Raw genomic sequence first — 20,595 nt, forward strand, 5'->3', positions numbered from 1 at the left:
CCGGGGTAACACCGGAGGCTTCCATGGCGATGTCACGTCGCGGTTTTGCTGGGATGATCGGGGCTGGTGCAATGGCACCCGACGCGCTTTGGGCGCAGCAGGATCCGGTTCTGGAGGCGTTGCGCAGCACGCTGAACGGGCGTCGGACCGCGTTTGAGGCGCAGATGGCGTATCTGAAGGACCGCGGCCAGCCGGATGTTGTGGCCGGGTTGCTGACCGCGATGCGCTATGCCGACAGGCGGCGGGATGAGATTGTCGAGGTGATGGAGGCCCTGACCGGGCAGCGTCATGGCAACGACTGGTTCGCGTGGATGCTGTGGCAGGAACGAAACCCGCAGATTGTCCCTCATCCTTCGCTGATCCCGTTCAAGCGCGAAGTTCTGTTGGGGATCGACCCGAATTTCGATCTGTTCCTGCGGTCTGAGTATCTGCAACGCGGCAGGATGAAGATCCGCCTGGAAGAGATCGCCTGGGGCGGTGTGTACAAGGATGGCATTCCGTCGCTGGACAACCCAACCCTGATCTCGGCTTCGAATGCGGGGTATCTGAAGGGCGATGATCTGGTGTTCGGCGTCGCCATCAACGGCGATGAGCGCGCCTATCCCCTGCGGATCATGGGATGGCACGAGATGTTCAACGAGGTGATCGGAGGCGTGCCCGTGGCGCTGGCCTATTGCACGCTTTGCGGGTCGGGCATCCTGTTTGAAACTCAGGTGGCGGGGCGGCGAAAGCCGTTCATTTTCGGGTCGTCAGGTTTCCTCTATCGCTCGAACAAGCTGATGTTTGACCGCGAAACGCATTCGCTGTGGAACCAGTATACCGGCAAGTCTGTGGTCGGGCCTTTGGCCAACAGCGGCATCACGTTGAAACAGCGCCCGGTTGTGATCACGACATGGGACAGCTGGAGAACCTCGCATCCCAAAACCCGTGTTCTGTCGCTGAACACCGGGCATCGGCGCAATTACGGATCAGGGGTGGTTTATCGCGACTATTTCGCCTCGAGCGAGCTGATGTTCCCGGCCACTGTGGATCAGTCCCGGCATCGGCAGAAGGATTACATCTTTGCCGTGCGCCAGTTTGGTGCCGCCCGCGCCTGGCCTCTGGATGTGTTCAAGGGCAAACCGGTGATCAACGATGCAATCGGTCGGACACCTCTGGTTCTGATTGGCGATCCCAAAGAGCGCAGCGTGCGGGCCTATGAACGAAAATCTCATGTGTTCCGGGCGACGCAAGACGGATTGCAGGATAGCGCGGGGAATGGTTGGACCGTCACGGAAGAGGCTTTGATCGGGCCGGATGGCACGCGTTTGCCTCGGGTCGCCGGGCATATATCGTACTGGTTTGCGTGGGACAATTACATGGGCGACGCAGCCAGCGTGTATGGTGAGTGAAACTCAGGAATGCTCTTCGGCAGCCGTGGCCGCAAGCGCCCTGTTATACGCCTTGAGAGCATCGACGTGATAGAGCGCGCCAACCGGTGTTTCGGATCCGTCTTTTTCCAGAATGATAACCGGAATGCAGGGGATGTCGTCACGATCAAAGTAGGGCATGGCGGCTTCCAGCGTGGCGCTGGCCTGAATGCACAGGCCCTGGTCGATCAGCCCCTGTGCCTCTTCCTTCGTGATCGACCGCGGATCCCCAAGCGGGCGCATCACGGCCCCGGCGCGAAGCATTGCCAGCAGATACGCCTGCGGCCCCGCAGCCAGGTGGACATCGCGTCGTTCCAGCTGGGTCAGGAAGAACGACCTGTCCACCAGGCGCGAGGCCAGCGCAGTGGACATGGACACACTGACCATAACCGCAAGACCGATCTGCCAGTCGCCGGTCAGTTCAAAAACGATCAGAGTGGTCGAGATGGGCGCCCCAAGCACCGCCGCAGCCACGGCACCCATACCGGCAAAGGCATAAAGCGTGTGCGTGCCCGACACATCCGGCAGCAACCCGGTGGCGATAAGCCCGAAGGCCAGCCCGGTCAGCGCGCCGACCATCAGAGAAGGCGAGAAAACACCGCCACCCATGCGCCCGCCCATGGTAATCGCCACCGCAACCGTTTTGGTCACCGCAAACAGGATGGCCGTGGTCAGCACCAGATCACCGGTCAGGGCGCGAATCGTCGTCTCGTACCCCACGCCGATGATATGCGGAAACCAGATCGCCATCAGCCCCAGCATCGCCCCGGACACCGCAGGGCGCAGCCAGCCCGGAATTGACAGACGGTTCTGGATATGGCTGCCGATATCCTCGGCAAAGAAGATCGACCGCATCAGCAGCAACGCGACAAGTCCGCAGATCAGGCCCAAGATCAGGAAGGCCGGAAGTTCGACATAGAATTGCAGCGATCCCGGCGTCTCGAGCGTGAACTCGGTAACGTCGCCATATTCCAGCCGGTTGATCACCGTTCCCGCGACCGAGGCGATGACGATGGGTGCAAAGGCGTGAACGGCGAAGTGGCGCAGCACGACCTCGAGCGCGAACAATGCCCCGGCAATGGGGGCGTTGAAGCTGGCCGACACGGCCGCAGCGACGGCGCAGCCCAGCAGGTCACGGCCCGTGATCCCATCCGCATGTATGCGGTTGCTGACCCATGTGGAGATGACCCCGGCCATATGCACCACCGGGCCTTCGCGCCCCGTTGACCCGCCCGAACTGAGCGTGATCAGCGAGGCGAAAAACGACGCGATGCCCGCCTTGACCTCGACCCGCCCGTCAGTGATGGCCGAACCTTCGATCACGTCGGCAACCGACCGGACGCGGCCGTCATTGGTGAACCGGTTCAGGATCACACCGACGATCAAACCGCCGATGATGGGAATGATCAGAACCATGAACCAAGGCAGTTTCTCGGCGTGGCTGTGCAGCAGCAGGATGTCATCGGTATCGTAAAGATAGGCCTGCAACGCACGGATCGCCTTGCGGAAGCCAAGCGCCATGAAACCCGCCGCGATCCCTATGGCCAGCGCGATGAACCAGAACTGGATCTGGCTTGGCCCCCGGCGCAGCATGACCCGCCACGCATCCTTGATCGCGGCCAGAGCCTGATTGAACTGGTTGCGCAGAACGGTGCGGGTCGATTGGGTCATTGGCCCTCGGGGATCATCACTTAACCCTTAGTAAGCCACGGAGCGTCCATATAAAAGTGAGATAGCGACAGTGTGAGCACCAATTCACGCCATCTCCCCATCAGGCCTGCAACAAAGCCCGGGCGGCGGCACGGGCTTCTTCGGTGATGGTATCGCCGGCCACCATGCGCGCGATCTCGTCCACCCGATCCGGTTCGGCCAGAGGAATGACGGTGGACAGGGTTTGCCCGTTGGTGACCTGTTTCTGCACCCGCCAGTGATGCGCCGCCCGTGCGGCGACTTGCGGGGAATGGGTGACAACCAGAACCTGCCCGCCCTGCGCCAGCGACGCCAGCCTGCGCCCGACCGCATCAGCGGTTGCCCCACCGACACCGCGATCGATCTCGTCAAAGATCATCGTCCGGGCACCGTCGTCGCCAGACAGGCAGACCTTGAGGGCCAGCAGGAAGCGGCTGAGTTCACCCCCCGAGGCGATCTTGTTCAACGGCCCCGCCGGCGCACCGGGGTTGGTGGCCACGGTAAAGGCCACCGCGTCGGTGCCCTCGGGGCCGGGTTCAGCCGGGGTAATTTCGGTCTGAAACACGGCACGTTCCATCTTGAGCGGGGCCAGTTCCGCCATGACGGCCGCGTCAAGCCGCCCGGCGGCCGCCTTGCGCGCGGCGCTGAGGTCGGCGGCGGCGGCGTCATAGGCCTGTTGCGCCGCTTCTACGGCTGCTCGCCTGTCTTCCAGGTCGGCATCTCCTGCCTCCAACCGGTTCAACCGGTCACGCAGAGTGTCGGCAAACGAACCCAGATCATCCGGGGCCACGTCATGTTTGCGGGCCTGCGCCCGGATGGCAAACAGGCGTTCCTCGGCCTGTTCCAATTCTGCCGGATTGAAGTCCAGCGCCTGAAGGCAGGCATTCACGCCATCCTGCGCCTCGCCCAATTCGATCATCGCGCGCCCGAGCGCTGCTATCGGTTCTTCCAACTGGCCGCCCGCATTGTCCGAGACGCCTTCCAGCCAGCGGATGGCGTCGGACATGGCCCCTTCCGCCCCGTCCCCGGACAACAGGGCAAAGGCTCGCGCAACATCGTCGCGAATCCGCTCGGCCCCTTGCATCATGCGGCGGCGGGCATCCAGTTCGGCATCCTCACCGGGTTGCGGGTCAAGCTGGTCAAGCTCGGCGACCGCGTGGCGCAGGAATTCTTCCTCGCTGCGGACGGCAGCCAGAGCGGCCTCGGTCTCGGCCAGCGCCTTGCGGGTACGGGACATCGCGGCCCAGGCGGTTCGCACGTTTGTCAGCTGCTCCGAGACCTGTGCAAATTCGTCCAGCATCGCCCGATGACCACGCGGATTCAGCAAACCGCGGTCATCATGCTGTCCGTGCAGTTCTATCAGGGTCTCGGACAGCGCCCGCAGCACCTCACCCGAGCACCGGCGATCATTGACCCAGGCGGTCTTGCGCCCCTCGGCAGTATTTACCCGGCGCAGGATCAGTTCTTGCCCCCCCGGCAAACCGGCTTCGGCCAAAACCGCATGTGCGGGATGATCGGCAGAAAGCTCGAACTCGGCGACGACCTCACCCTGCGCGGCACCCTGCCGCACCAGTTCGGCCCGACCGCGCCAGCCAAGCACGAAGCCCAGTGAGTCCAATAAAATCGATTTGCCCGCACCGGTTTCGCCGGTCAAGGCGTTCAAGCCCGGCTGAAAGCCCAGTTCCAGCCGGTCGATGATCAGCATATCGCGGATATCAAGGGCGCGCAGCATGAGGTCTTCAGCGTCCCGGACCCGAGGCCATCGCGATTACAACCATTCACCTTTGATGGTCTGACGATAAATCGTGCTGAGCCAGTTGTTACCGCGGCTCTTGAGATCAAGCCCGCGAGAGGTCAACAGTTTGTACGCATCGTCATACCATTCCGAGGACTGGTAGTTGTAACCAAGAATGGCACCTGCGGTCTGCGCCTCGTCCAGCAGGCCAAGCGACAGATAGGCCTCGACCAGACGATACAGTGCCTCTGCGGTGTGGGATGTGGTCTGAAAGTCTTCGACCACAACACGGAACCGGTTGATGGCTGCGATATAGTGATCCTGACGCAGGTAATAGCGCCCGATCTCCATTTCCTTGCCCGCCAGATGGTCGAAGGCCAGATCGAATTTCAGAACCGCCGATGTGGCGTATTCGCTGTCTGGATAGACCTCGATCACGGTCCGCAGAGATTGCAGCGCCTGGAAGGTCAGGCCCTGGTCGCGCCCGACTTCGTCAATCTGGTCGTAATAGCTGAGCGCCAGCAGATACTGCGCATAAGCCGCATCTTCATCCGTCGGATAGAAGTCGATATAACGCTGCGCCGCCGCGCGGCTTTCTTCGTAATTCTGGTCCGAATGGAACGAAAACGCCTGCATGATCAGCGCACGCTTGGCCCAGTCGGAATACGGATACAGACGTTCGACTTCCGAGAAATACCACGCCGCGTCGTCCGAGCGATTCTGCGACAGTTCGTATTCACCACGGGTATATATCTGTTCCGGCGTAAACCCTTCCAGGTTCTGTTCACGGTCCGCGCCCTTGCGACCAAAAAGGCCGCCGGCGTTGCCGCATGCCGTCAAAACTGCTGCCAGAAGAATCGCACCCGCGAATCTGACTGCCGCTTTGCTGCCAACCATACCGCCCATCCTTGTCGTCTTGCTTAATGGGGTTTGCCCCGATTTGAGCCATGGTCTAGCACAGAAAATTCCGGTGCAAAACGCCTTATGCGACTTCTGGTGCAAATGTCGTCAGAGTTGATCTGATCAGGCCACTTCGGGGATTTCGTTGACGACAAGCCCCTGCCCCGGCAGGCGCGCGGCCTGTTCAGGCGTGCACAGTACCGGACGCACGGCGCCCGGCGTTTCGAACAGGTTGCGCAGCAATGTGTTGGTCAGCGAATGACCCGACTTGTTTCCGGTGAAGTGACCCAAGATCGGCCCACCAGCCAGATAGAGATCACCCAGGGCGTCCAGCATCTTGTGGCGCACCGCCTCGTCGACCCGGCGGAAACCGCCCGGTGTCAGAACTTCGACGCCCTGAACGACCACGGCATTTTCAAGCGTGCCACCCAAAGCCAACCCGTTTCGGCGCATCGCCTCGACATCCGTGCGACGGCAGAACGTGCGACAATCGCTGAGTTCGCGCGCGAAGGAACCATTGCGCATGTCCAGCGTCTTGCTCTGGCTGCCGATGGCACTGTCTTCGAAATCGATGTGGAAGTCGATGATCAGCCCGTCAGCGGGTGCTATGCTGGCGCTGGCCCCTTCACGGGATGCGGTGACGGTTTTCAGAACCTCATAGGCCAATACCGGGCTGGCCTGACGGCGCACGCCCCTGGCCATGATGCCACGCACGAAGTCAATCGAGGACCCGTCCATGATCGGAACTTCGGGACCGTCGATCTCGATGAGCGCGTTGTGCACGCCACACCCGGCAAGAGCAGCCATGATATGTTCGACGGTAGAAACCGAAACGCCGGCATCATTCACCAGTCGCGTACAAAGCGGGGTCCGTTCGACCACATGGTAGAGCGCCGGAATCATCGCATCGCCCAGTTGAATATCCGTCCGCTTGAACCAGATGCCGTGACCCGCTGCCGCCGGTTTCAGGACCATGGTCGCCGGCTTGCCGCTGTGCAGCCCGACGCCTGTAAACGTGACCGGAGATTTGAGCGTATGTTGCAAAATGGGCCTCGGTGAGTGGTGTCCAGCCTGCATGGGCCGTGTTGGACACCCAGTTAAGGAAGCCCGCGTCAAGGCTCAACTCACTCTTTGCAACCGATTGAAACATGTATGTAACAGATCGGCAAAACCCTGCTTACATGCCTGCAACATACTGTTAATAAACGATTAAGGGCCGCCAAATGGCAGCCCCTTGAGTGGATTTTGTTACCGCGATCAGTTGGCTTGACGGCGCAGGAAGGCCGGAATTTCGATACGGTCCTGATCCGGATCGGCCTCCTCCTGAATCGGCGCGGTAGCCTCGGACTGTCGCAAAACGGGCTGCTGCCGCGGCGGTTGGGCCGGTGTATCCGAGGCATGACCGGTCATCCGATCGATCAGACGATTGAAGCCGAAACGCGACCGCTCCTCGGGTTCCGGCTGCGAAACCGCTTCGGGTTGGCGGGGCGCTGCCGGACGCTGCTGCGCCGACGGAACCTTCTGCACAGCGGCCTGCAAACGCTGCAATGCTTCGGGCGACGGGGTGCCGGCAGCATGTCCGCGCGGCGCCACGAATGCCTCGGGCGCTGGCTCAACATGCTCGGGCTGCGGTTCGAACTCGGCCACACGCGGCTGATAAGCGGGTGGCGGCAAGCCGTCATCGTCACGCTCGTCGCGCGGCTGGAATTGCGGTTGCGCCGGCTCTTCAGCGGCTTCGAACAGCGAAGGTTCGCGGTTTTCTTCCGGCTGCGGGGCGGGCTCTGCTGCGTCGGCAACTACCCGGGTTTCTTCCTGAATATGCTCTTCAGCCGAAACCGTGCGGGTCAGCGGTTCTGACATCGAACGGCGCGCGACCGGGACTTCGGTCGTTTTTTCGCTGGCGTCGATGCCGGTCGCGACAACCGACACGCGCATTCCGCCTTCCATGGCGGTATCCAGCGTCGAGCCGACGATGATATTGGCCTCGGGGTCCACTTCCTCGCGGATGCGGTTTGCGGCTTCGTCCAGTTCGAACAGGGTCAGGTCGTGCGACCCGGTGATGTTGATCAGCACGCCCTTGGCGCCCTTGAGGCTGATTTCGTCCAACAGCGGGTTTGCAATAGCCTTCTCCGCCGCCTGGATGGCGCGGTCTTCACCTGTTGCCTCGCCGGTACCCATCATCGCCTTGCCCATCTCGTCCATCACGGCGCGAACGTCGGCAAAGTCGAGGTTGATCAGGCCGGGGCGCACCATCAGGTCGGTCACGCCTTTGACGCCCTGATACAGAACGTCGTCAGCCATCGAGAACGCCTCGGTAAAGGTGGTCTTTTCATTGGCCAGGCGGAACAGGTTCTGGTTCGGGATGATGATCAGCGTGTCGACAACCTGCTGCAATGCCTCAACGCCGTCTTCGGCCTGACGCATCCGCTTGGCGCCTTCGAACTGGAAGGGCTTGGTGACGACACCGACGGTCAGAACACCCAACTCACGAGCGGCCTGCGCAATGATCGGAGCGGCGCCCGTTCCGGTACCGCCGCCCATACCGGCGGTGATGAAGCACATATGCGCGCCGGCAAGGTGGTCCACGATCTGTTCGATGCTTTCCTCGGCGGCGGCCGCGCCGACGGTCGGGCGGGCCCCTGCCCCCAGACCTTCGGTGACCTTCACGCCCAGTTGCACCCGCGCCGAAGACTGGCTTTGTTGCAGCGCCTGCGCGTCGGTGTTGGCGACCACGAAATCAACGCCGTCCAACTGCTTTTCAATCATGTTGTTGACGGCGTTCCCGCCTGCACCGCCAACGCCAAATACTGTAATCCGAGGCTTCAGTTCGTCGTGCCCGGGCATCGAAAGATTCAATGTCATGCTCTGTCCGCCTGTATTTATGTCCCGCCAAAGCGGTGTTTTTCTTACCTATCCTTGGTCGATTCTAGCGGCCTGATGCCAAAAGGTCACGTCAAAAATCGCGTTTTCCCACAAAATATGGAGGAAATAAGGCAGAAACCGGCGGCATTTCGCAGGTCATGCCAGATATAGCGGAAACAACGGCGACCATCACTAGACAACCGGCATGAACGCGAGGACACATTCGTTCATCGCGCTCTGATCAACTGTCATCTACACTGCGGAAAACTGCTCAGGTCCTGCCGCGAGGCCTCTTTCGGGCCTTGTGGATATCTTGAGGGATAAATCGACATGCTGCAACCGGTTTCTTTAGCTGAGCGGAGCACCTGGGCAGTTCAGGCCGCGCTCGGTCATGGAGCGCACTTCCTGGATTTCCCCATCGACGAAAGAGGCAAGCCGCACCAAAAGGCGGCCTTCGTGCAAAAACGGCCACCAGCAGACCGGAATGCCGTCCGGATCATTGTCGTACAGAAAACACAACTGACCGTTAGGCGTCGTGATCTGCCCGTAGACACAGCCCTGCCCCTCTTCGCGCCAAACCGAGACACTTCGGTTCAGGAACTGTTCCGTTCCGACCAGACCGCCGCTGCGAATTTCATAGAACGTGAGGGTTTTGCCGACAGCCGCATCCAGAAACGCCTCGGGCGTGATCATGGTCTGGGCCGATGCCCAGCACGGCAGCAGGGCCGCGCCCAGCGCAACCCCGCGCAGGTGCCTACCAATTGTCACGGAACCACCGCACGGCGCGCTTGAACGGGCGCGCGGCGTAGGTGTCGACCGGGATTTCAAAATCCCACCATTCGTCCTGTGGATGGGCCGCAAACAGGCTGAGGCCGACAGCGGATGAAAACCCGGGCCCGGTGGCTGACTGTGGCAGCCCATGCACGCGCAAGGGACGGCCAAGGCGCACGCGCTGGCCCAGAATGCGGGTGGCCAGCCCGTCCAGCCCCATGATCTGGCTGCCACCGCCGGTCAGTACGATCTGCTGGCTTGGCATATGTTCAAACCCGGCGGCGTCAAGCCGGACGCGGACCTCTTCAAGAATTTCCTCGACACGCGGGCGCATGATGCCGATCAGCTCGGCGCGGCTGACGGTGCGGCGGTCGTGCTCCCAGTCGCCGGTGTCACCACCGATATCAATCATATCCCTGTCGTCGGCGCCGGTGGCATGAACGCCACCATTGAATGTCTTGATCCGTTCCGCCACGGCGGCAGGCACACCCAGACCCATCGAGATATCGGCGGTCACGTGATCGCCGCCCATGCGCACGCAATCGGCATAGATCATGTGCTTCTTCATGAAGATCGAAACGCTTGTGGTGCCGCCGCCCATGTCGATACAGGCCGCGCCCAGTTCCTGCTCGTCTTCGACCAGAGCCGAGATGCCCGAGACATAGGCCGAGTTGGCAATACCCGCGAGTTCAAGATCGCAGCGCTTGATACAGCGCACGATGTTCTGGATCGCTGACGAATCCACGGTCAGCATATGCATGTCGACCGCAAGGCTCTGACCCATCTGCCCGCGCGGGTCGATCAGGCCCGAACGGTTGTCGAGCGCGAAATTCACCGGTTGAGCGTGCAGCACTTCGCGCCCGTCGCCATAATCCGGCACGTCGCAGGCGTTCAGAACGCGGCCCACTTCGGCCTCGGTCACGATCTGACCGTCCAGATCGACTTGTGCATCCAACCCGTAAGAGCGCGGGTTCGCACCCGAGAAACAGGCGATCACATGGTCGACGCGGATATCGGCCATCTTCTGTGCGGCCTGAAGCGCGGTGCGGATGGCACGCTCGGTTTCCTGCATGGCGGTGACTTCGCCGAACTGGACGCCCCGCGACCGGGTGGTCGCGGCGCCGATGACGCGAAAGCCCGTCTGCCCCGCCATGGAGCCGATGGTGTTGTCTTCGCTCAGCCGACCTGTTCCGTCAAAGCGCAGCACAAGACAGGCGATTTTCGAACTGCCCACATCCAGAATCGCAATCACACCGCGTTGCAAAGCCTGCCGCCGCATCTGACGCATGGCGCGTTGGGACTGATAAAGATCGGTCATCATGGTCGTTACTGCCCGTTACTCACTGTCACTTTTGTGTTCCACCAGTCTTCGCTGGCGGCTTTGGTCATTCGGATGGTCGGACGCTGCCCGAGGCGCATGTCGACCACGGCCACGTCACGTTCCAGAAGGTCCTGCACCTCGTTCACGGCAAGCACGCGTTCCAGCGCCCGCACCGGCCGTTCGGTCGGCAGCATGATGCGCTGACCACGGTCCAGCACCAGATCCCAGCGTCGCTCTCCCACGCGCACCAAGCCGCGCACGCGATTGCCCAGGCTGCGCGAGGTCTGAAGAAGTTCCAGCGCTTCACCCACGTGATCGTTGGCGCCCGCCCCCGCGATCAGCGGCAGATCGGCGTGGTCCTTGCGAGAAGTGGCTTCCTTGACATGCGCGCCTGTCTCATCGAGCAGTTCGAGCCCGTCATGCGTTCGCCAGACAATTACTGGCTGACGCTCGACGACATCGACTTGCAGGATGCCTCCGGGGCGGATTCTGACGGTTGCGGATTTTACCGGGTCCAGCCCGGTTATCGTGTCGCGGATCTGTTCAACATCCAGATCCCAGGAACTGATCGGGAAATCCAGTGGCACAATTTCGCGGATATCCTCGGACAGGCCGGTTCCCGCCCCATCGATGGCCATCAGGTTGACCATGAATTCGGGGCGCTCCTGAATCGAAGTGCGCACATCGGCGATGTAAGCGGCCAGTGCGTCGCGACGGTCCTGCGAGGCAAAGAAGATGCCAACTGCGGCAGCGATGGCGCAGATCGGCAGGCCGACCTTGACACCAAGGCGAATGCCAGGTGTCAGCATCCAACGCTGGAGCCGGTAGCTGAGGCGCGACGGCGCCGGGTCGCTGCGACGGGCCGTGCGGGAAAACACCCGCGCGCCACGCAGGCGCAGAAGCGGTTCGGCCTCGTGCGATTCAGTGTCGGCCGAAGCGAAATCCGCATCCGGCCCTGCAACAGGTTTGGTTCGATGGATTTCCAACGCGCGGCTGGCGGTCAGCGGTCGCATGAGGCGTCCTCCACCATCCAGGCGCAAAGCTGGCCGAATGTCATGTCCAGATGGGCGGCCTGCTCCGGGGCCAGAGATGTGGGCGTCATGCCGGGCTGGGTGTTCGTCTCAAGCAGGAACAGCCCATCGGCACCCAAGCGGTCATCCCAGCGGAAATCGGTGCGGCTGACGCCTCTGCACCCCAAGGCAACATGCGCGCGCACGGCATAATCCATGCAGCGATCAAAGATGTCCGGTGGCACATCGGCAGGCAGAACGTGCCATGACCCGCCGGGTTTGTATTTGGCATCGTAGTCATACCAACCGCCATCGGTCATGATCTCGGTCACGGTCAGGGCGCGGTCGCCCATCACCGTTACGGTCAGTTCGCGCCCCGCGACATATTTCTCGACCATGATCTGATCAGGCATGTCTTCGGACAGCTGCGGCGGGCCATTGGCATTTTCGTGGACGATGTAAATCCCGACGCTGGAGCCTTCGTTGTTTGGCTTGGCCACATAGGGCGGCTCCATCACGTGGGCTTCGACCACCTCAAGCCTGGGAACGATCACGCTTGGAACGACAGGCAGACCTTCGGCCTGATAGACGTCCTTGCTGCGTTGTTTGTCCATTGCCAGCGCCGAGGCCAACACCCCGGAATGCGTGTAGGGAATGCGCATCCATTCCAGCAGGCCCTGCACACAGCCATCTTCGCCCCAGCGGCCATGCAGGGCGTTGAAAACCACATCCGGCTTGATGTCCGCAAGGCGCGCGCAGAGGTCGGGACCTGCGTCCAGTTCGACCACTTCAAAGCCTTCTCCCACAAGGGCGGCTGCGCATTCGCGCCCAGAGCTGAGAGACACCTCGCGTTCCGCCGAGGGGCCACCCATCAATACCGCCACTTTGGGGTTTGTCCTGCTCGACATACCCAACGTGTGCCTCAATGTCCCCGGACCTTATATGGTGGTCCGTACTGCGTTTATGCCTTTGATCCGTCGCCTGATTTTGCCTGTTTTGGTCTGACGGTCCGGGCTTTATTCTTTCAGCGGATCTCCGACCCGCATGATTTCCCACTCTAGCGTGATGCCGCTTGTTTCGTAAACCTTTTTTCGCACCTCTTCGCCAAGGCCTTCGAGGTCGGCAGCGGTGGCTGAACCGGTATTGATCAGGAAATTCGAGTGTTTCGGGCTCATCTGCGCGCCGCCAAGCGTCGCACCGCGCATCCCCGCATCGTCGATCACCTTCCACGCCTTGAGATCATGCACGTCATCCGCCTGTCCGGTCGAGGAAAACCCGGCTGGATTGCGGAAGGTCGACCCCGCGCTGCGGTCCTTGGTGGGCTGGGTTTCGTCGCGTTTTTTCAACTGTGCCGCCATCCGGGCATGGAGGTCTTGGGGATTGCCCGAAGGGCCCTCGAACACAGCCGAAATCAGCACCGCGCCTTCCGGCAGGTCCGTCTGGCGATAGCGAAAGTTCAAGTCTTCGGGCGTCAGGTCCACAAGATCCCCTTGCCGGGTGACAATGGTGGCCTTGCGCAACACGTCCGCCGTGTAACTGCCATAACAGCCCGCATTCATGCACACCGCACCGCCGATCGAGCCGGGAATGGTACGCAGAAAGGTCAGGTCTACGCCCGCGTCAGCCGCCTTGCGCGCCACATGCGCATCCAGCGCCGCAGCTCCTGCGGTGACAGTGTTGCCCTCGACCGAGATCGTGTTGAACCCGCGCCCCAGCCGGATCACCACGGCCCGCAGACCCCCATCCCGAACAATCAGGTTCGAACCGACACCGATCGGAAAGATCGGGGTTTCTGCGGGCAGCTCCCGCAGGAACGCTTGCAGGTCTTCGATATCGGCAGGCTGGAACAGGTAATCGGCCGGGCCGCCAACGCGAAGCCAAGTGAGGTCAGAGAGAGGCCGCGCGCGAGACAGGCGGCCTTTCGGAACGGGAAACGTTGTCATGCGTCAGCACGCACCGCCAGGCTGCGTCCGCCCACACCGCCCATGATCGCGGCGAACAGAAAGGGAAGAACGCCGGCGGTCAGCCAGACCAGCGGGCCGAACGCCTGTTCTTCTTCGCCGGTTCCGATACCGGCCAGCACCACGATCAACGCCAAGCCGACGGCCGAGGCCAGACCGATCAGCCATAACAGGCCGCGCAGGCCCAACCAGCGGCCCGCCGTGAAACCGGCAGTGGCCCCGAGAAGGAAGGAAAGAAGCGGCAGATAGGCAAATGTAGCGACCGACGCCATGGCGGATCTCCTGAAACTGGCCGGTTATTTGTCAGCCGCCTTCATGCCCTGCATTTTCGTCTTTGTCCAACGGGTCAGATAAATGACGGGCCAGCGCAGCACGGACATCCCCATGGCCAGCACCAGCAAGCCGATCCACGGGCCGTTCTGATAGGTGACATACCCCAGAATCGGAATGCCCACGGCGATCAGGATATAGGCGCGCGTCCAATGGTTGTCTTTGCTCGGGATCATTGCCAGCAGATTCGCGGAAACGCCCCACAGACCGGCAAGGGCGATGGACCAGTTCATTCCATGACCTCCCCTCGCACCCATTTCCGCCAATAGAACCGGATCGGGTTGCGGAACATCGAAACGAAACCGCCAAAGGCAAAAACGGACCAGAACCAACCGTGGTCATAACCCAGCCAGACGATCAGAACCGGAGCGCAGATCAGCAGGGTCACGCCCGGCGGAAACTGCATTCGCATCGGCAAGAACGCCACGATCGTGGCGCAGATCACCCAAAGGGCGGCAAGGATCATCGAATAGTCCACTTGTCCCCTCCGAGGGTATGCGACGGTTGCGGGCAGGTTACCACACTTTCAGGTTGTGCGCCAAACAGAAGGGGCGTCAAACAGCTTGTTTTCGTTGCAGTCTCTCGGGCAGGCCGTTGGCCCAGGCGCTGATCGTGCCAGCCCCGAGACAGACAACCATATCGCCCGGGCGGGCCTGTTCCAGCACGAGCCGTTCCAGATCGGCCTCGTCCAGCAGCGCGCGGGCGTGGCGGTGGCCGTGACGGATCAGGCCCTGCACCAGATCATCCCGCGATGCGCCTTCGATCGGGTCTTCGCCGGCGGCAAAAATGTCGGCAATGGCCACGACATCGGCGTCGTTGAAACAGGTGCAGAAATCGTCGAACAGGTTGGACAGGCGCGAATAGCGGTGCGGTTGGTGCACGGCGATCACGCGGCCTTCGGTCGCCTGGCGCGCGGCTTTCAGAACAGCGGCAATTTCGACCGGGTGGTGGCCGTAATCGTCGATGATGGTGACGCCGTCGACTTCTCCGACCTTGGTGAAGCGACGGTTGACGCCACCGAAATTGGCCAGCGCGTCGCGGATTTCCGAGGCTTTCATGCCCAGATGGCGGGCAACGGCCACGGCGGACAGCGCGTTCGAGACATTATGGTCTCCGGGCATCGGCAGGGTGCAGCCTTCGATCACCTTGTCTTCGTATTGCAGGTGGATATCAAAATGCGCGACACCGCCCTTGTAGGTCAGGTTCTCGGCCCGCACGTCGGCCTGCGCGTTGAAGCCATAAGTGCGCACGCGGCGGTCGGTGATGCGGCCCACCAGAGCCTGCACCTCGGCATGGTCGGTGCAGCACACGGCCAGCCCGTAGAAGGGGATGTTCGAGACGAATTCATGGAAGCCCGCGCGCAGCTTGTCGAAATCGCCCCAATGCTCCATATGCTCGGGGTCGATATTGGTGACGATGGCGATGGTCGCGGGCAGGCGGTTGAACGAGCCGTCGGATTCGTCGGCCTCGACCACCATCCATTCGCCCTGCCCCATCCGGGCGTTCGAGCCGTAGGCATGGATGATGCCGCCATTGATCACGGTCGGGTCGAAATCCCCTGCCACCATCAGTTCGGCCATCATGGTGGTCGTGGTGGTCTTGCCGTGGGTCCCGGCAATGGCGATGTTGGATTTCAGCCGCATCAGTTCGGCCAGCATGTCAGCCCGGCGGACAACAGGCAGGCCCTGTGCCCGCGCTTCGTCCAGTTCCGGATTGCCCGGTTTGATCGCGGTCGAAACAACCACAACGGCCGCGTTTTCAAGGTTTTCGGCGCGTTGACCGACAAAGATCTCGGCCCCCAGACTTGCCAGCCGATCCGTGATCTTCGATGCCTTGAGGTCCGAACCCTGCACCCGGTACCCCAGATTGAGCAGCACCTCGGCGATACCTGACATCCCGATCCCGCCGATCCCCACAAAGTGAATCGGCCCTACGTCCTGCGGCAGTTTGGTTGCTGAGTTCATGTGGTCTCCTTCTGCGCCAATTGCTCGACGAGGGCCGTCAGACGCTCGGTGGCGTCAGGTGCCCCGACGGACAAGGCGGCATGGGCCATTTTCTGTGCGGCTTCGGGGTTCGTGAGAACCGTGGTGATTTGCTGTGTCAGCGCAGGAACGTCAAGTGCCTTTTCCGGGATCATGATGGCCCCGCCCGCCTGTACCAACCCACGTGCGTTCGCCGTCTGATGATCTCCGGCGGCGGCGGCAAAGGGGATCAGGATCGACGGGCGCCCGATGACCGAGATATCGGCAACGCTGGACGCGCCAGACCGTGAGATCACCAGCTGGGCATCCGACATGCGACGGGGGACATCATCGAAGAAGGGCTGCACATCGGCGCGGATGCCGTGTTCGTTGTAGAAGGCTGTGACGCGCTCGCCGTCCTCGTCCCGCGCCTGATGCGAGACGCGGATGTGATTGCGGATGTCTTCGGGCAGTGCGGCGATGGCTCCGGGCACAACATCGCTGAGGATGCGGGCGCCTTGCGACCCGCCCATGACAAGGACCGACATCGGGTAATCACCGGGCGGAATGTAACCGGCTGCGGCGCGGTCCAGAACGGCGGACCGGACCGGGTTGCCAGTGTGGATGCCATGTGCGCCTTCGGGCAGATCCGTGGGCCAGACACCGCAGGCCACCTGCGCGACGCGGGTGGCGAACACCTGGTTCACACGCCCCAGCACCCCGTTCTGTTCGTGGATCATGCGCGGGACTTTGAGCATGGTCGCCGCGCTCAGCGCCGGGATCGAAGGATACCCGCCGAAGCCGACAACAACATCGGGCTTGTCCCGCATCATCTGGAATACCATGCCAGCCACGCCGCCGGCGATCTTGGGGCCGGCCATGGCCTTGGCCGCCAGACCGCCACGCGCGAAAGTGGCCGAGGACGCCTCGACAATCTCGGTCGAATGCGGGAAACCTCCGGTATAACGGGCGCCGCGCGGATCGGTAGACAGCCGCACACGCCAGCCCTTGTTCAGCATCGCCTCGGCCAGCGCCTGAGCGGGGAACATGTGGCCCCCGGTCCCACCAGCCGCAATCAACAGGTATGGTGTCCCCATTATCCTCGTCCGCGCAGAATATCGCCAAGTTCGCCCTGTGGGCGGTTACGGGTGAAGGCCAGCAGCATTCCGACCGCAATACCGCCTGCAATCAGCGATGAGCCGCCATAGCTGACAAAAGGCAGCGTCATCCCCTTCGCGGGCAGCAGACGTACCGCAACACCCATGTTGATCATCGCCTGCACGCCGAACATGCACGCCAGACCGGTGCCCGCCAGACGGATGAACATGTCGCGTTCCCGCATCAGGCGCAGCAGCGAGCGTACCACGATCAACGAATAAAGCGCGATGATGATGAGCACCAGAATCAGACCGTATTCCTCGGCCGCGACGGCAATGATGAAATCGGTATGCGCATCCGGCAGAGACCATTTCACCTGCCCCTCACCCACACCGACACCGAACAAACCACCTTCACGAATGGCGTTGGTGGCATAGCCCAGCTGCGTGGTCGGATCGACCTCTTGATTCAGAAAGCCATCGATACGACGGGCAAAATGTTCAGAATTGGAATAGGCGAACATACCGCCCAGAACAACAAACCCGGCCATTCCGACCAGCAGCAGCATCGGCGCCCCGGCGACAAAGTACATCACCCCCCAGCCGAACAGGATCAGGCAGGCCTGGCCGAAATCAGGCTGCATCACCAGCATGCCGACTATCGCCATGCACAGGGCAAACGACCAGATCCGCCCCGGCGGGCCGTTTATCTCTTGTGAGGCAGCCAGCAGCCATGCAGCGACGACGACGAAGCCGGGTTTCAGAAACTCGGACGGTTGAAGCGAGGCAAACCCCAGCGAGTACCAGCGCACCGCGCCCTTGCCAAAATCAGTTCCGAACACGGGCAGGAAAACCAGCGCCACGAATGCCCCCAGAAAGCCCAGCACCGCCAGCCGCCGCACCAGCGTCGGCGACATCATCGAGGTCAGCAGCATCGCAATCAGCGCCAATCCGCCGAAGATGGCCTGACGTTCGACATAATGGAACGGATCGAACCCGTTTCGCCCGGCCAGCGGAGGCGAAGACGCCAGCCCCAGCAACAGACCGATGGCAAACAGGATCAGAACGCAGGACATCGTCCAGCGATCGATTGTACGCCACCATTTCGGTAGAATCGGTTCGCCGCGCTGGTCCTGGACCGCGCCATACACCATCTCAGTCATGAGATACCGCCACTCTCTGCCTCGTCAACGCCCCGTTTTCGGGGTCTGTTTGAGACTTTACAGGGATTTTTGTTTTTGGGCTAGCAGAATGAAGCAATAAGGCAGAAATCAACCTGCCATGCCCAAGGTGTCCCCCTTCTGCATCTGGCTGACCTTTGATATCGCAATGTCAGCCGCGCCACTTGGTCGAGCGGCGTGTGATGAAACCTACAAGGCGTTGCACATTGCGCTAACCTTTGATCGGATACCGGTCGGGCTCTTCAAAAACATCGATGACACGAGATCCCGCCTTGATGGTCCCTCCGTGCTCCACTCCGCTTGGGATCGAGTAGCTGTCGCCGGGGCGGTAGATGCGTGTCTGGCCACCGATCGTGAGTTCAATTTCCCCCTCGACCACTGTCCCCCATTGGGCACCATGCGAATGCAGGGGAAGCTCCATGTCCTTGAGGAAAGTGAAGAAAGCGACCAGCCCTGCATCTGATCGAATGACGGCCGTCTGCACCACGTCTTCAGGAAAAGGCACATCCAGTTTTGGAAATGACGAAATAAATTCGGGAAACTGCATTGGAAATTCCTTTTGTCAGCTTGTTTTGTCAAAGCCTCTTTGCGTTAAAGCCGCAGCATGACAGCGCGCTGAACATCTGGCAATCGGCATGTCGGTTGACCTCAAATCCGGGAATGCGCGGGCAGTGCGTCTCATGCACTACTTCGGCATGAGGCCTTGCCATCCCGATTAATCCACGCCATCCCCCGCCCATGACCTACGACACAATCATCCTTGGGGCCGGGGCTGCCGGCATGATGTGTGCGGCCCATTGCGGCGGGCGCGTGCTGGTGATTGATCACGCCAGGGCACCCGGCGAGAAAATCCGCATCTCGGGTGGCGGGCGCTGCAATTTCACCAACATGCATGCCGCGCCGGGCAATTTCCTGTCGCAGAACCCGCATTTCTGCAAATCCGCCCTTGCACGGTACACGCAATGGGATTTCGTCGATCTGGTCGGACGTCACAACATCGCCTGGCATGAAAAAACCCTGGGCCAGCTGTTCTGCGATGGCTCTTCGAAACAGATCATCCGGATGTTGCTGGATGAAATGAGCGGTGCAGGAGCAGAGCTATGGGTTCAAACCTCGCTGCGTGATCTGCGCAAGACCGAAAGCGGCTTTGCACTGGAGGTGGAGCGTGACGGGCAAAGGCAGCATCTGACCTGCACCAATCTGGTGCTGGCAACGGGCGGGAAATCGATTCCCAAGATGGGCGCTACCGGGCTGGCCTATGACATCGCGCGCCAGTTCGGGTTGCGGATGACCGAGACGCGGGCGGCGCTGGTGCCGTTCACCTTCTCGGACGGGCGGTTCAAGGACCTGTCCGGTGTTTCACTGCCCGTGCGACTGTCGAATGATCGCGCCAGCTTCGACGAGGCGCTGCTGTTCACCCATCGCGGCCTCAGCGGACCGTCAGTGTTGCAATTGTCGTCTTACTGGCGCGAAGGTGAGCCGATCCGGGTGAACCTGATCGCCGATCTGCCTCTGCTTGATCTGTTGCGCACACAGCGGCAAAGCGCAGGGCGCAAGGCGCTGACCACTGAACTGGCGCGGCATCTGCCGGCCCGGCTGGTCGATCACCTGTGCCGGATCATTCCGATGTCCGGGAAGCTGGCGGATCAGTCGGACGCGAAACTGGCCGAACTGACCGCGGCCTTGTCCGCGTGGCAACTGGTGCCGTCGGGAACCGAAGGGTATCGCACCGCCGAAGTCACCTTGGGCGGGATCGACACGGATGACTTGTCCTCGAAAACGATGGAGGCCAGGGATGTCCCCGGCCTCTATGCGATTGGTGAAGCGGTGGATGTCACCGGCTGGTTGGGCGGCTACAACTTCCAGTGGGCATGGTCGTCAGGCCATGCCGCAGGTGTTGCAATTGCCGCAGGGCGTTAGCCTACGACGTTGTACCCGCGCCCACGCATGCAGTTGCGCACGATCACTTCCTTGTTCTGGTTTTTGTTGATGACGTCTGCGCCAGCACCTACCAGGGCACCTGCCACAGCCGCGCGACCAAGATTGTCGCTGCTGTCCTGAACGATCCCGGTAACGGCCGCGGCACCCGCTGCGCCAATTGCCGCGTTCCCTGCGGTAGAGCCATCAACGCTGCTCTGCGATGCCGCCAGTTGTTGGCATTGTTGCAGGTCCACGTTGTAGTTCGGACCGACCGGGCCGTCGACAATGGGCTGATAGTTGGCACCCGTATTGGTACAGGCCCCCGCAACAAGAATGGCAGGCAGGATCAGAGAAAGTCTACGAAATGGCATAGTCATAACCTCGTGTTGAATCTGGAGGCAGGCAAAACCAATAGTGATGCCGCGTCAAGCTGATAGCATCCAAGCTT

At 61.5% G+C, this 20,595-nt stretch carries 20 protein-coding genes; 2 read left to right on the plus strand and 18 right to left on the minus strand.

Annotated elements, in window-relative coordinates; translation table 11 throughout:
- Nucleotides 1–23: 23 nt before the first annotated feature.
- Nucleotides 24–1,391, plus strand: coding sequence for a DUF3179 domain-containing protein (locus NOR97_RS10635; protein WP_257599074.1), 1,368 nt, complete (start codon nucleotides 24–26; stop codon nucleotides 1,389–1,391).
- A gap of 3 nt (nucleotides 1,392–1,394) precedes the next feature.
- On the opposite strand, the gene NOR97_RS10640 is transcribed toward NOR97_RS10635, so the two are convergent.
- The 17 genes from NOR97_RS10640 to NOR97_RS10720 form a co-directional block, all read right to left on the minus strand.
- A complete protein-coding gene (locus tag NOR97_RS10640) occupies nucleotides 1,395–3,080 on the minus strand; it encodes a chloride channel protein (protein ID WP_170343726.1) in 1,686 nt (561 codons plus the stop codon).
- 100 nt (nucleotides 3,081–3,180) lie between these two features.
- Nucleotides 3,181–4,830 (minus strand): DNA repair protein RecN, encoded by a 1,650-nt coding sequence (gene recN / locus NOR97_RS10645; RefSeq protein WP_257599075.1) that lies wholly within the window; start codon nucleotides 4,828–4,830, stop codon nucleotides 3,181–3,183.
- 36 nt (nucleotides 4,831–4,866) lie between these two features.
- Complete coding sequence (locus tag NOR97_RS10650; protein ID WP_170343724.1) at nucleotides 4,867–5,730, minus strand: outer membrane protein assembly factor BamD; 864 nt, start codon at nucleotides 5,728–5,730, stop codon at nucleotides 4,867–4,869.
- Nucleotides 5,731–5,856: 126 nt separating this feature from the next.
- Complete coding sequence (gene lpxC, locus NOR97_RS10655; RefSeq protein ID WP_170343723.1) at nucleotides 5,857–6,777, minus strand: UDP-3-O-acyl-N-acetylglucosamine deacetylase; 921 nt, start codon at nucleotides 6,775–6,777, stop codon at nucleotides 5,857–5,859.
- A 213-nt stretch (nucleotides 6,778–6,990) separates the two neighbouring features.
- On the minus strand, nucleotides 6,991–8,595 hold the full coding sequence (gene ftsZ / locus NOR97_RS10660; protein ID WP_257599076.1) for a cell division protein FtsZ: 1,605 nt from the start codon (nucleotides 8,593–8,595) through the stop codon (nucleotides 6,991–6,993).
- 348 nt (nucleotides 8,596–8,943) lie between these two features.
- Nucleotides 8,944–9,363, minus strand: a complete 420-nt coding sequence (locus tag NOR97_RS10665) for a hypothetical protein (RefSeq protein ID WP_257599077.1) — start codon at nucleotides 9,361–9,363, stop codon at nucleotides 8,944–8,946.
- Nucleotides 9,350–10,684 (minus strand): cell division protein FtsA, encoded by a 1,335-nt coding sequence (gene ftsA, locus NOR97_RS10670; protein ID WP_170344711.1) that lies wholly within the window; start codon nucleotides 10,682–10,684, stop codon nucleotides 9,350–9,352. The genes NOR97_RS10665 and ftsA overlap by 14 nt, the downstream gene beginning before the upstream one ends.
- Before the next feature lie 8 nt (nucleotides 10,685–10,692).
- On the minus strand, nucleotides 10,693–11,700 hold the full coding sequence (locus tag NOR97_RS10675; RefSeq protein WP_257599078.1) for a cell division protein FtsQ/DivIB: 1,008 nt from the start codon (nucleotides 11,698–11,700) through the stop codon (nucleotides 10,693–10,695).
- Nucleotides 11,688–12,611 carry a D-alanine--D-alanine ligase gene (locus NOR97_RS10680; protein ID WP_257599079.1) on the minus strand — a complete coding sequence of 308 codons (924 nt, stop codon included), beginning with the start codon at nucleotides 12,609–12,611 and terminating at the stop codon, nucleotides 11,688–11,690. Before NOR97_RS10680 ends, NOR97_RS10675 begins: the two co-directional genes overlap by 13 nt.
- Nucleotides 12,612–12,713: 102 nt before the next feature.
- Entirely contained in the window at nucleotides 12,714–13,640 is a 927-nt protein-coding gene (gene murB / locus NOR97_RS10685) for a UDP-N-acetylmuramate dehydrogenase (protein WP_257599080.1), read from the minus strand.
- On the minus strand, nucleotides 13,637–13,930 hold the full coding sequence (locus tag NOR97_RS10690; protein ID WP_257599081.1) for a hypothetical protein: 294 nt from the start codon (nucleotides 13,928–13,930) through the stop codon (nucleotides 13,637–13,639). The genes murB and NOR97_RS10690 overlap by 4 nt, the downstream gene beginning before the upstream one ends.
- A 24-nt stretch (nucleotides 13,931–13,954) precedes the next feature.
- Nucleotides 13,955–14,221 (minus strand): DUF2484 family protein, encoded by a 267-nt coding sequence (locus NOR97_RS10695; protein ID WP_170343716.1) that lies wholly within the window; start codon nucleotides 14,219–14,221, stop codon nucleotides 13,955–13,957.
- The gene (locus NOR97_RS10700; protein WP_170343715.1) at nucleotides 14,218–14,466 is read right to left on the minus strand and encodes a DUF2484 family protein; all 249 of its coding nucleotides are present in this window, start codon (nucleotides 14,464–14,466) and stop codon (nucleotides 14,218–14,220) included. The genes NOR97_RS10695 and NOR97_RS10700 overlap by 4 nt, the downstream gene beginning before the upstream one ends.
- Before the next feature lie 76 nt (nucleotides 14,467–14,542).
- Complete coding sequence (murC, locus tag NOR97_RS10705; RefSeq protein WP_257599082.1) at nucleotides 14,543–15,952, minus strand: UDP-N-acetylmuramate--L-alanine ligase; 1,410 nt, start codon at nucleotides 15,950–15,952, stop codon at nucleotides 14,543–14,545.
- Entirely contained in the window at nucleotides 15,949–17,046 is a 1,098-nt protein-coding gene (locus NOR97_RS10710; RefSeq protein WP_257599083.1) for a UDP-N-acetylglucosamine--N-acetylmuramyl-(pentapeptide) pyrophosphoryl-undecaprenol N-acetylglucosamine transferase, read from the minus strand. The genes murC and NOR97_RS10710 overlap by 4 nt, the downstream gene beginning before the upstream one ends.
- Nucleotides 17,046–18,209 carry a putative lipid II flippase FtsW gene (ftsW, locus tag NOR97_RS10715; RefSeq protein WP_170343712.1) on the minus strand — a complete coding sequence of 388 codons (1,164 nt, stop codon included), beginning with the start codon at nucleotides 18,207–18,209 and terminating at the stop codon, nucleotides 17,046–17,048. Before ftsW ends, NOR97_RS10710 begins: the two co-directional genes overlap by 1 nt.
- Before the next feature lie 229 nt (nucleotides 18,210–18,438).
- Nucleotides 18,439–18,774 carry a cupin domain-containing protein gene (locus NOR97_RS10720; RefSeq protein ID WP_170343711.1) on the minus strand — a complete coding sequence of 112 codons (336 nt, stop codon included), beginning with the start codon at nucleotides 18,772–18,774 and terminating at the stop codon, nucleotides 18,439–18,441.
- A 191-nt stretch (nucleotides 18,775–18,965) separates the two neighbouring features.
- Here NOR97_RS10720 and NOR97_RS10725 point away from each other — a divergent pair, with 191 nt between their 5' ends.
- Nucleotides 18,966–20,147 carry an NAD(P)/FAD-dependent oxidoreductase gene (locus tag NOR97_RS10725; RefSeq protein WP_257599084.1) on the plus strand — a complete coding sequence of 394 codons (1,182 nt, stop codon included), beginning with the start codon at nucleotides 18,966–18,968 and terminating at the stop codon, nucleotides 20,145–20,147.
- Here the strand turns inward: NOR97_RS10725 and NOR97_RS10730 are convergent.
- Complete coding sequence (locus NOR97_RS10730) at nucleotides 20,144–20,518, minus strand: glycine zipper family protein (protein WP_245217959.1); 375 nt, start codon at nucleotides 20,516–20,518, stop codon at nucleotides 20,144–20,146. The genes NOR97_RS10725 and NOR97_RS10730 overlap by 4 nt on opposite strands.
- Nucleotides 20,519–20,595: the final 77 nt, after the last annotated feature.

This window comes from Ruegeria sp. YS9 (genome assembly GCF_024628725.1).
Lineage (GTDB): Bacteria > Pseudomonadota > Alphaproteobacteria > Rhodobacterales > Rhodobacteraceae > Ruegeria > Ruegeria atlantica_C.

What these genes read in the sequence shown, in the direction of transcription:
- NOR97_RS10635 (WP_257599074.1), top strand. Translation starts at nt 24, where the DNA reads ATGGCGATGTCACGTCGCGGTTTTGCTGGGATGATCGGGGCTGGTGCA.
- NOR97_RS10640 (WP_170343726.1), bottom strand. Translation starts at nt 3,080, where the DNA reads ATGACCCAATCGACCCGCACCGTTCTGCGCAACCAGTTCAATCAGGCT.
- recN (WP_257599075.1), bottom strand. Translation starts at nt 4,830, where the DNA reads ATGCTGCGCGCCCTTGATATCCGCGATATGCTGATCATCGACCGGCTG.
- NOR97_RS10650 (WP_170343724.1), bottom strand. Translation starts at nt 5,730, where the DNA reads ATGGTTGGCAGCAAAGCGGCAGTCAGATTCGCGGGTGCGATTCTTCTG.
- ftsZ (WP_257599076.1), bottom strand. Translation starts at nt 8,595, where the DNA reads ATGACATTGAATCTTTCGATGCCCGGGCACGACGAACTGAAGCCTCGG.
- ftsA (WP_170344711.1), bottom strand. Translation starts at nt 10,684, where the DNA reads ATGACCGATCTTTATCAGTCCCAACGCGCCATGCGTCAGATGCGGCGG.
- NOR97_RS10675 (WP_257599078.1), bottom strand. Translation starts at nt 11,700, where the DNA reads ATGCGACCGCTGACCGCCAGCCGCGCGTTGGAAATCCATCGAACCAAA.
- murB (WP_257599080.1), bottom strand. Translation starts at nt 13,640, where the DNA reads ATGACAACGTTTCCCGTTCCGAAAGGCCGCCTGTCTCGCGCGCGGCCT.
- NOR97_RS10690 (WP_257599081.1), bottom strand. Translation starts at nt 13,930, where the DNA reads ATGGCGTCGGTCGCTACATTTGCCTATCTGCCGCTTCTTTCCTTCCTT.
- NOR97_RS10695 (WP_170343716.1), bottom strand. Translation starts at nt 14,221, where the DNA reads ATGAACTGGTCCATCGCCCTTGCCGGTCTGTGGGGCGTTTCCGCGAAT.
- murC (WP_257599082.1), bottom strand. Translation starts at nt 15,952, where the DNA reads ATGAACTCAGCAACCAAACTGCCGCAGGACGTAGGGCCGATTCACTTT.
- NOR97_RS10710 (WP_257599083.1), bottom strand. Translation starts at nt 17,046, where the DNA reads ATGGGGACACCATACCTGTTGATTGCGGCTGGTGGGACCGGGGGCCAC.
- ftsW (WP_170343712.1), bottom strand. Translation starts at nt 18,209, where the DNA reads ATGACTGAGATGGTGTATGGCGCGGTCCAGGACCAGCGCGGCGAACCG.
- NOR97_RS10720 (WP_170343711.1), bottom strand. Translation starts at nt 18,774, where the DNA reads ATGCAGTTTCCCGAATTTATTTCGTCATTTCCAAAACTGGATGTGCCT.
- NOR97_RS10725 (WP_257599084.1), top strand. Translation starts at nt 18,966, where the DNA reads ATGACCTACGACACAATCATCCTTGGGGCCGGGGCTGCCGGCATGATG.
- NOR97_RS10730 (WP_245217959.1), bottom strand. Translation starts at nt 20,518, where the DNA reads ATGCCATTTCGTAGACTTTCTCTGATCCTGCCTGCCATTCTTGTTGCG.